At 55.4% G+C, this 10,865-nt stretch carries 8 protein-coding genes; all 8 read left to right on the top strand.

All coding sequences use genetic code 11. The features are described 5' to 3' along the window. Positions 1-219: 219 nt before the first annotated feature. The 8 genes from ACTQ52_RS09865 (at position 220) to ACTQ52_RS09830 (ending at position 10,751) form a co-directional block, all read left to right on the top strand. The gene (locus ACTQ52_RS09865) at positions 220-2,097 is read left to right on the top strand and encodes a sugar phosphate nucleotidyltransferase (protein WP_441982499.1); all 1,878 of its coding nucleotides are present in this window, start codon (positions 220-222) and stop codon (positions 2,095-2,097) included. Between the two features lie 69 nt (positions 2,098-2,166). Then, a complete protein-coding gene (locus tag ACTQ52_RS09860) occupies positions 2,167-3,342 on the top strand; it encodes an N-acetylmuramoyl-L-alanine amidase family protein (protein ID WP_441982498.1) in 1,176 nt (391 codons plus the stop codon). Between the two features lie 218 nt (positions 3,343-3,560). After that, positions 3,561-5,477, top strand: coding sequence for a BMP family ABC transporter substrate-binding protein (locus tag ACTQ52_RS09855; RefSeq protein WP_441982497.1), 1,917 nt, complete (start codon positions 3,561-3,563; stop codon positions 5,475-5,477). After that, positions 5,474-6,169 carry a metallophosphoesterase family protein gene (locus tag ACTQ52_RS09850; RefSeq protein WP_410042899.1) on the top strand — a complete coding sequence of 232 codons (696 nt, stop codon included), beginning with the start codon at positions 5,474-5,476 and terminating at the stop codon, positions 6,167-6,169. The genes ACTQ52_RS09855 and ACTQ52_RS09850 overlap by 4 nt, the downstream gene beginning before the upstream one ends. 95 nt (positions 6,170-6,264) lie before the next feature. Then, the gene (locus tag ACTQ52_RS09845) at positions 6,265-6,939 is read left to right on the top strand and encodes a uracil-DNA glycosylase (RefSeq protein ID WP_441226815.1); all 675 of its coding nucleotides are present in this window, start codon (positions 6,265-6,267) and stop codon (positions 6,937-6,939) included. Positions 6,940-6,960: 21 nt separating this feature from the next. Then, positions 6,961-7,803, top strand: coding sequence for an undecaprenyl-diphosphate phosphatase (locus ACTQ52_RS09840; protein WP_410042901.1), 843 nt, complete (start codon positions 6,961-6,963; stop codon positions 7,801-7,803). A gap of 252 nt (positions 7,804-8,055) precedes the next feature. Then, complete coding sequence (locus tag ACTQ52_RS09835; RefSeq protein ID WP_410042902.1) at positions 8,056-8,892, top strand: N-acetylmuramoyl-L-alanine amidase family protein; 837 nt, start codon at positions 8,056-8,058, stop codon at positions 8,890-8,892. A gap of 164 nt (positions 8,893-9,056) precedes the next feature. Next, positions 9,057-10,751 (top strand): Na/Pi cotransporter family protein, encoded by a 1,695-nt coding sequence (locus tag ACTQ52_RS09830; RefSeq protein WP_441982496.1) that lies wholly within the window; start codon positions 9,057-9,059, stop codon positions 10,749-10,751. The last annotated feature ends 114 nt before the right edge of the window (positions 10,752-10,865 follow it).

The raw sequence follows: 10,865 nt of genomic DNA, 5'->3' as shown, positions 1-10,865 counted from the left end.
GAACACACACAAACAAACGCCCCGGCCCCCCCCCCCCCCCCCCCCCCCCCCCCCCCCCCCCCCCCCCCCCCCCCCCCCCCCCCCCCCCCCCCCCCCCCCCCCCCCCCCCCCCGCCGTCTATAGAATATTGAAATCTGATGAAATGTATGTTAGTATGTTCAAAAACTTTAAAAAATAATGTCAAATGAACATAAGTAAGAAAGAAAGGCGGACGGCGCGATGCTGGAGCGGGAGACGACGATTATTCTGAGGACTTTATATGAGCGTGCGGAGAGTACGCAGCGGGACCTGGCGGGGGCGCTGGGGGTGTCGCTGGGGAAGACGAATCAGCTCCTGCAGGAGACGGTGAATCAGGGGCTTCTCCGAAAGCTGAGCCATGATGAGGGGCGTGGCCGGAATGTGCTGTATGAACTGACGGATGCAGGGCAGCAGCACCTGGAGGCCCATCGGGTGGACGCGGCGCTCGTACTGGCGTCGGGCTTCGGCTCCCGTTTCGTGCCGCTCACGTATGAGACACCGAAGGGCCTGCTCGAGGTTTTCGGGGAGCGGATGATCGAGCGTCAGATCCGACAGCTTCATGAGGTGGGGATCACGGATATCACGATCATGGTCGGGTACCTGAAGGAGAAGTTCGAGTACCTCATCGATAAGTACCAGGTGAAGCTGATCTACAATCCGGAATATGCGACGAAGAACACACTGGCGACGATGCACCATGCGGCGTCGGTGCTCCGGGGGCACAACTGCTATATTCTGTCCTCCGATAACTGGATGCGGGAGAATATGTACCATCGCTATGAGGCGGATGCCTGGTATGCGGCGAGCTTCATGAAGGGGGAGACCCGGGAATGGGCGATCGAGACCGCACGAAACGGTGCGATCCGGGATGTGCGGGTCGGTGGCTGTGATCAGTGGTGCATGTATGGGCCGGTGTACTTTACGAAGGAGTTTTCGGAACAGTTTCTGCCGTTCATCGAGAGTTACTACCGGATGCCCGGCACGGAGCAGTTCTACTGGGAGGATGTACTGATTCGGAATCTGAAGCTGCTGCCGCCGATCTATATCAATAAGCAGCCGGAGGGGGAGATCTATGAGTTCGAAAATCTCGAGGAGCTTCGGCAGTTCGATGAGAAGTATGTCAATCATTCCGGCTCCGAAGCGATGCAGCTCGTGTCCCGGGTCTTCGGCATCCCGGAGTCCTGTATCGTGCACATCCGCTGCTTGAAGGCCGGGATGACGAACAAGTCCTGGTACTTTTCGGTGCTGGATACACCGGAGGCACCGGCGGAGTACCGTGGAAAGGACTACATCTGTCGTATCCCGGGACCGGGCACAGAGAAGCTGATCGATCGTTTCCACGAGGGCGAGGTGTACCAGGCAGTGACGCAGCTCGGCATCACCGAGGAGCTTGTGTACTTCAATCCGGAGAACGGTTATAAGATCTCCCGCTACTATCATGGGGCGCGCAATGCAGACTACGGGAATCCGGTGGAGCTTCGGCAGTGCATGGCACTTCTGAAGCGTCTGCATAATTCCGGCATCGTGCTGAAGCATGATTTCGATCTTCATGAGGAGATGCTGCGTTATGAGACGTACATCCGTGAGGCGGGTGCGGTGATCCCGTTTGAGGATTATCCGGAGGTGCGTCTCCATGCGGAGGAGGTCTTCCGCTTCGTAGCGGCGCAGCAGCGTCCGAAGACGATCGCCCACATCGATTCCGTAAAGGATAATTTTATCTTCACGGACGAGGGGCTCAAGATGATCGACTGGGAGTACTGTGGCATGGCGGATCCGCTGACGGATCTCGCGATGGCGGCGATCTACTCCTACATGAGCTTCGAGGAGACGAAGCAGCTGATCGAGGTATATCGTACGGCACCGATGGGCGGGGCGGACGGAGACATTGCCCTCCGGGGACTCGACGACGAGGAAGCCTATGCGCTGGTCGTCGCCTATATGGGGCTCGGCGGGCTTTTATGGGCTCTCTGGTGTGTATACAAGATGGCGCTCGGGGAGAGCTTCGGCGATTACACGCTCCGAATGTACCGATACTTTAAGGATTCGTATAAATTCTTACGAAATTCGGGGAAAATTTAAGCGAAGCTTATGGAACAGACGCGCAAAAGCGTGATAGAATCTAGCTATGAACAATCGGAGGGCGACACTATGAATATGAAGGCGAAAATGCGTGTCCTGGGACTCACCCTGGCGATCGGATGTGCGGCGTTTGCGACACCGAGCTTTGCAGGCTGGGGCCAGAAGGATGGCAAGTACTACTACGTGGACGATTCCACGAATAAGTATATCTACAGCAAGTGGATCCATACCTCTTCCGGCTACTACTATATCGGCAGTGACGGATATATGGTGACGGGCTGGAAGAAGATCAACGGGAACTGGCACTACTTCCGCTCGAACGGTCTCATGGTGACCGGCTGGCGCCAGATCGATAACAAGTGGTACTACATGAAGACGGATGGTGTGATGCAGACGGGCTGGCTGAAGCTGACCGAAAACGGGACGACCCGCTGGTACTATCTGAAGGGCGATGGCTCGATGGCGACCGGCTGGCGTCAGATCAGCGATAAGTGGTACTATTTCCAGCCGGGTGATGGCACCCTGCTGATGGATACCTGGGCGAAGATCGATAACAGCTGGTATCGTTTCGAGTCGAACGGCGTGATGCAGACGGGCTGGTACGCACAGGAGGGAAGCTACTACTACCTGAACGCGAAGGGCGTGATGCAGACCGGATGGAAGACCGATACCTCGGGACACAAGTACTATCTGGATACTTCAAGCGGAAAGATGGCCCAGGGCTGGAAGCAGATCGAGGGCGAGTGGTACTACTTCGGCGAGAATGGCAAGATGATTGAAGGCTGGCTCGAGTCGAAGGGTGCGTACTACTACTTAAACAACGGTAAGATGATTGCAGGAAAGACCGTGACCATCGGCGGCACAGACTACAGCTTCGATGCGAACGGCGCCTGCACCTCGGCGATCGGCAATGTCTCCGTAACCCACGCAGGTGGCAGTACCGGCAGCACCACCACGAGCACCTCTGGCAGCAACGCTGTGACCGCAGCGACACCAGGCGGCAGTAGCTCGACGGTGACGACACCGGGCAGCACCGGAAGCTCGAACATCACGACGAGTGAGCCGGGGACGAGCACGACGGCCGGTCCGGGCGGCGTATCACAGTATGAAACGACGCAGGCGGCGGGACCGGGCTCTGTGAGCGGAAGCAGCAATGTGACGACGTCCTCACCGGTGAGCACGACGACCAGTTCCTCCGGCGCGATCGAGGAACTGAAGGTCGGCAGCCTGACGGGACCGATGTAAAAATCAAAATAACAAATCGGAAAAGTACATAATCGAAGCAGACATAAACACTCAGCCAGAACCCTTCGGGGCTCTGGCTGAACTGCTGTCAGACGGTGGCAAACGGTATAATTTGCTTCGCGATGATGCCGCAGGCTGTAGCATTGTCCGCTGAGATAGAGTATTATAGCTTTGTTTTTAAGACGCAGTCATCAGATGAAGCAGAGAGGGGGATCGCGATGATCGAAGATTATACGAAGGCCTGGCACATGGGGGAGAGTCAGTACCGCCGAGATATCACATTCGGACGCTATCCATATCTTACGGCGCTCGATGATATCGTGAAGCCGGAAAGCATACTTGCAGAGAATCATATCGGACTGGTCGAGATTCCGATCGCCGACATCGCCGGCACGAAGACGCATGGCCGGCAGGAGGCCTTCGCCAGCAATTTCATGCCGCTGCTGCCGCCGAAGACCGAGTTTTCGATGAAGTGGTCGGCACTCTATGATTCTGCTGTTCAGGAGGGCATCCGGGACGCGATCCTCGTGTATGAGTACATGGGGCGCTTCTATGTGCAGGAGGGCAACAAGCGCGTATCGGTTTCGCGCTTTACCGGCATGGTATCCATCCTCGCGGACGTCATCCGACTGCTACCACAGCATACCGATGACAAGACGAACCGCATCTACTTCGAGTTCGTCGATTTCTTTAAGGTGAGCGGCATCTATGGTATCTGCTTTTCGGAAGAGGGGGCCTATCAGAAGCTCTGTCAGGTCCTCGGACTGTCCATGGAGAAGCCATGGACGTCGGAGGTGCGCAATGATGTAAAGGCAGATTTCTTCCGCTTTGCGGAGCGCTTTCTTCGAAAGGGCGGCGGACATCTCGATATCACCCGTGGTGATGCCTTCCTCATCTATCTTTGCATCTATGGCGCGAAGAGCCTCGAGCATATCTCGACGCAGGAAATCGATGCGAACCTCGATAAGATCTGGCATGAATTCCTGAAGGAGCCGGAGGATATCCGGCTCGTGGAAACCCCGGATGTCCTCCAGAAGGACAGCTCCTTCTTTAAGCGCCTGATGCAGCAGAGCGCGGACCGGAAGCTGACGGTGGCCTTTATCTATGAGAAGAATCCGGAGACCTCCAGCTGGGCGTACCAGCATGAGCTCGGACGGAACTACATCGCCGGACGCTTCGGCACGCAGCTTGAGACCCTGACTTGGGCGGACTGCGATACGCCGGCACGCGTGAGTGCTGCGATCGATGAGGCAGCGGCTGCCGGCGCACAGGTGATTTTTACGACGACGGGCATGATGGTGGAGGCTTCGGTACAGGCGAAGGTCTGCTTCCCGAAAATCCATATCCTGAACTGCTCAGTAAACAGCAGCTATAATTCGATCCGGACCTACTATGGCCGTATGTATGAGGCGAAGTTCCTGATGGGCGCGCTCGCGGCCTCGGTGACGGACGGTGACGAGATCGGCTACGCGGAGCTCTGCCCGCTGTATGGCACGCTTTCCAACGTCAATGCCTTCGCCATCGGTGCACAGATGATCAATCCATATGCCCGGATCCATCTCGAGTGGTCGGCACTCCGGGATCATGACTGGAAGAAGTCGCTGCTCAGTCAGGGCATCCGGACGATCTCCGGACCGGAACTGACACCGGCGAAGAAGCTGTCGCGAGAGTTCGGCGTCTATCGGATAGCAGAGGACGGTGCGGTATCCAACATTGCCACGCCGATCTTCGACTGGGGACGCTTCTATGAGATCATCCTCCGTTCGATTCTGGAAGGCTCCTGGGACAACAGCCGACTTACGAAGTCACATGAGGCACTGAATTTCTGGTTCGGTATGGAATCCGGGGTCATCGATGTGATTCTTTCCGGGCAGCTCCACTATGCCTCCCGGAAGATGCTGACGGCGCTTCGCGAGGGTGTTCTATCCGGACGAATCCATCCGTTTGACGGAGAAATCCACAGTCAGGAGGGCCTCATAAAGGACGCGCAGGCACCACGGCTCTCCAGCGAAGAGATCGTGAATATGCATTGGCTCAATGATAACATCATCGGTGAGATTCCGAAGCTCGAGGCCTTTAATCAGCGGGCACAGGAGCTGATCCGTATCAGCGGATTTCTGAAAGGTTCATTATGAAGGTATTACTGATTGCAGACGAAGAGGATAAGAAGCTCTATGATTATTACGATCCGGCCGAGCTCAGGGATGTCGACCTCATCGTGTCTGCCGGCGATTTGAATCCGCATTACCTCGAATTTCTGGTGACGGCTGGACATGCACCGCTGCTTTATGTGCATGGAAATCATGACAACTGTTATGATACGATGCCGCCGCTCGGCTGTGACTGCGTGGACGATCGCATCTATGATTTTCGCGGACTTCGCATCCTGGGCCTCGGCGGCTCGATGCGGTATAAAGAAGGAAACTATATGTATACGGAGCGTGAGATGGAGAAGCGGATCGACCGGCTTCGCTCGGCCATCGCACTGCGAAACGGCTTCGATATCGTGGTAACACATGCGCCGGCGCAGGGCTACGGCGATATGGACGACCTGCCGCATCAGGGCTTCCGCTGCTTAAACGAGCTGCTCGAACGCTACCATCCGAAATACATGATTCATGGTCATGTACATCCGTGTTACGGCGGTGATTTTCAGCGCGTACGGACGCATCCGAGCGGGACGACGATCATCAACTGCTACGGGAAGTATGTGCTGGATCTGAAGAGCGGCGATGATTATCCGGAGGAAGGAAAGACGGGATCCCTCCTGTATGATCTTTATAAGAATGTTTCCAGGTCCCGGAGTCACAATGTTTATCACGGATAAATATATGCTGCGCGCGTCGTACCGACCACGGATCGGTATGTGCGTTGACCCGTCGGCGAAAGAATGCACGAAAGTGTGCACAGGAGAAAGAAATGATGATTACGAATGACTGGCTGAAGCCGCTGGAGGCGGAATTCAGCAAGCCGTACTATGAACAGCTGTACCATACCGTCGATCAGGAATATAAAACGCAGACGATCTATCCGGCGGCAGAGAATATTTTCAATGCTTTTTCCTTCACTCCGCTGGAAAAGGTGAAGGTGGTGATCCTCGGACAGGATCCGTACCACGAGCCGGGACAGGCCCATGGGCTCTGCTTTTCGGTGAAGCCGGAGGTGGCCATCCCGCCATCCCTCGTGAACATCTATAAGGAGCTGCATGACGACCTCGGCTGCACGATTCCAGATAACGGGTATCTGAAAAAGTGGGCGGATCAGGGTGTGCTGATGCTGAACACCGTGCTGACCGTGCGGGCACATCAGGCGAACAGCCATCACGGCATCGGCTGGGAGGCGTTCACTGATGCGGCGATCCGGGTACTGGATCAGATCGACCGCCCGATGGTATTTATCCTCTGGGGCCGTCCGGCTCAGATGAAGGAGGCGATGCTGCGGAATCCGAAGCATCTGATTCTGAAGTCGCCGCACCCGAGTCCGCTGAGTGCCTATCGTGGCTTCTTCGGCTCACGTCCGTTCTCGAAAACAAATCAGTACCTGGAGGCACACGGCCTCACGCCGATCGACTGGCAGATCGAAAATCGACAGGCATAAGCAATATGTGGAGGAAATAGAATGAGTTTTGTTGAAACCTTAAAAATTATCGTATTCGGACTCGTGGAGGGCTTCACCGAGTGGCTTCCGATCTCCAGTACAGGACACATGATTCTCGTCAATGAGCTGATCCGGCTGAACCAGCCGGATGAGTACTATAAGGTCTTCGAGGTCGTGATCCAGCTGGGCGCGATCCTCGCGGTCATCACCACCTTCTTCCGTCAGCTCTGGCCGTTTGCACGTCGTCGCTCGAATGGACGCGTCGGCCTCGTGCCATCCCGCGTCGATCTCTGGATCAAGATCATCGTCGCCTGCATCCCGGCGGCCGTCATCGGGATCCTCTTCGATGACCTCCTGGATAAGTATCTCTATAACGGCTTCGTCGTGGCGCTGATGCTGATCCTGTATGGTGTGTTCTTCATTCTGATCGAGAAGCGGAACGAAACGGTCGATTTTCACATCAATCGTCTGCAGGATCTGGATATGCGCACCGCGATCTATATCGGTCTCTTCCAGTGCCTCGCACTGATTCCGGGTACCTCCCGTTCTGGCGCGACGATCCTCGGCGCGATGCTGATCGGCGTCGCACGTACACCGGCTGCAGAGTTTTCCTTCTTCCTGTCGGTACCGGTCATGTTCGGTGCGAGCTTCCTGAAGATCATCAAGTTCGGCTTCGCCTTCACCGGCCCGCAGCTCTTCTATCTGATCCTCGGTATGGTCATCGCCTATATCGTGAGCGTATACTGCATAAACTTCCTGATGCGTTACATCCGGAAGAACAGCTTCGCCATCTTCGGATACTATCGTATCGGCCTCGGCATCATCGTCCTGATCTGGTTCGCGATTTCGGCACTGCTTCACTGATATGGACGGATCTGCGCGATAAACGTAAGAAATATGTAAGAGCTATGTTCGTGTTTCGTTGTTGCATGCCTCTTTTTTTTCGCGTAGACTTCTAGTGTAGAAAGAAAACGAGCATAGAGATGTCCGGCAGCGATGGATACAGTCGCCCATCCGCAGGGTGGGTGCGGCTGAGGGGCGTGCTGGGCAGGGCATCGTATAGATGATCCGCGCCCTGTGCCATGATGTATACGATGGAGTGAAAGAGAGAAGAACATGAAGAAATTAAGCGTTTTGATCACGGCAGCTGTTCTTTCCGTATGTATGTGCATGAGCTCGCTCGCAAGCACAGAAATCGGACTGAATCTGGACTGGAAGTATGCCGGTAATTCGAAGATCAACACCGGAAAGGCCGTCCTCTATACCACAGATGTCGCCGAGAGTGCACGAAAGGGCATTACCGTGGCGGTCAATGCAGGCCACGGTACGAAGGGCGGCGGATCGGTACGGACCCTGTGTCATCCGGATGGATCGAAAAAGGTAACCGGCGGTTCGACGGCCGCCGGCAGCACGACTGCGACGGCCGTTTCCGGCGGCATGACCTTCGCCGATGGTACGGCGGAGCCGGTGGCGACCCTGATGGTCGCCGAGAGTCTGAAGCAGAAGCTGCTGGCGGATGGCTACGATGTGCTCATGATTCGTGATGATAAGGATGTACAGCTCGATAATATCGCACGTACGGTCATCGCAAACAATAAGGCGGACTGCCATATCGCGATCCACTTCGATTCCACGAAGTCAAACAAGGGCGTCTTTTTCATGAGCACACCGGATGCACTGAAGTCGATGGAGCCGGTGGCGAGCTACTGGCAGAAGCATGAGAAGCTTGGTGAGAGCCTCATCGCAGGACTCAAGGCATCGGGTATGAAGGTGTTCTCGAGTGGCAGCATGGACATGGATCTGACCCAGACCGCCTACTCGACGGTACCGTCAGTGGATATCGAGGTCGGGGATAAGGCCAGTGACCACAGCCAGGCGGCCTGCGACAAGATCGCAGCCGGACTGCTGGATGGCATCAACATTTATTATGGTTTTACAGCTGCACAGGGCTGAGCACTGTGCGGGCAGAGGTGGAGGATGTCCCTCCGCCTCTTTTTTGTATCTGCGAAGGAACTTTACGAACGGTTTACACGAAATTTGCGGTCTGTTATAATCCGACTTGGCAGGGGTTGCTGCCTGGCGTTCGATTTTACATCGACATTTATCTAGAGGTGATTATGACAGTAGATCATGTGGCGAGTCTGTTCCGTCTTCTAGGCGGACTAGGTATGTTCCTGTATGGTATGTCGGTCATGAGTGACGGCATGCAGAAGGCGGCAGGTAACCGGATCTCGGGATTCCTGGACATCGTGACGAAGAACCGCTTTATGGCGGTGGTGCTCGGTGCGGCGATCACGGCACTGGTGCAGTCGTCATCTGCGACGACGGTCATGGTCGTTGGCTTCGTAAATGCCGGCATCATGAATCTTTCACAGGCGGTCGGAATCATCATGGGTGCGAATATCGGTACGACGATCACGGCCTGGATGGTATCGCTGACACAGATTTCGAGCGATATGCTGACGGTGCTGAAGCCGGATTTCTTTGCACCGGTACTGATCGCCATCGGTGCGTTCCGTATCCTGTTTGGCAAGAAGGGCAGTGATGACCTGATCGGTAATTTCTGTATCGGTGTCGGCTTCATCTTCATCGGCCTCGAGTTCATGTCGGGTGCGGTATCCCCATATGCGGATTCACCGATCTTTTCCGATGCGTTCCGTGCGATCGGCGGAAATCCGATCCTGGGCATCCTGGTCGGTGCCGTCGTGACCGGTATCATCCAGTCCTCCGCTGCTTCGGTTTCTATCCTGCAGACCCTGGCGCTTGCAGGAGCGGTTCCGAGAGCCTCCGGCTTCTATATCACCCTCGGACAGAACATCGGTACCTGCGTGACGGCGGTGATTTCCGCGACGGGTACCAGCCGCACAGCGAAGCGGGCTGCCTGCATTCACCTGCTGTTTAACGTGGCGGGTGCTGTGATGTTCGGAGTACTGATTTTTGCAGCCTCCTTCGCAGTGCCGCAGTTCTTCAACGGCATGCTTACGCCGGTGGAGATTTCGATCTTCCATACGATTTTTAATGTGTGCTGTACACTCGTGCTTTATCCGTTCGGTGATCTTCTTGTGAAGCTTTCCGGCGCATTCGTTCCGGAGAAAACCGTCGCCGAAGGCGCACAGACCGCAGAGGATAAGGTGAACATCGAAGAGCAGCGTCTCCGCCGCCATCTCGATGAGCGTATCCTGGAGTCCCCGGCGATCGCCCTGGCGGCGACCCAAAGCGAGGTCGTCAACCTCGGCCGTGTCGTCGCGGTCAATATCAACGACGCCTGTGGTGCACTGGAGAGCGGAGACGAGAAGCTGATTCAGGATGTGCATGATCGGGAGAAGCTGATCGACCATATGACGGGACTTCTCACGAATTATCTCATCAAGATCGACCAGCTGTCCCTCAGCGAGCGTCAGAAGTTTGAGGTAACCCGGATGCTGAATACACTGACGGATATGGAGCGTGTCGGTGATCATGCAGAGAACATCGTCGAAAAGGCGAAATATATCTTCGACAACGGCGTGCACTTCACAGAAAAGGGTATCCAGGATCTTCAGAAGATCGGACAGCAGGCGCAGGCAAGCTTCAGCCTGTCCATCAATGCACTCGAAGATAACAGCATCGATGAAGTCATCGATACGAAGCGCTCCGAGGATATCGTGGACAGGATGGAGCGTGAGATGCGTGAGCATCACATGCAGCGTCTCAGCGAGGGCAAGTGCAGTACCTCCGCAGGTGTGGCCTTCCTCGATGTCATCGGTGACCTCGAGCGTATTTCGGACCACGCCGACAACATCGCGGGCTATGTAAAATCTATGTTGCAGTAATCTGCTCTGGCCGGTGCCCGTAGGGGCATCGGCCAATTTGTATATTTGCTGTGAAATTTTTCACAAAATCACTGCTTTGTACTTGCAAAAAGACATTTGATAGCATACAATAAC

Origin of the sequence: Oribacterium sp. Sow4_G1_1 (genome assembly GCF_052116105.1) — a bacterium.
In the GTDB taxonomy this organism is placed as follows: Bacteria; Bacillota; Clostridia; order Lachnospirales; family Lachnospiraceae; genus Oribacterium.
The sequence above is the reverse complement of the archived record's forward strand: the minus strand, read 5'-3'. Positions and strand labels throughout refer to the sequence as shown.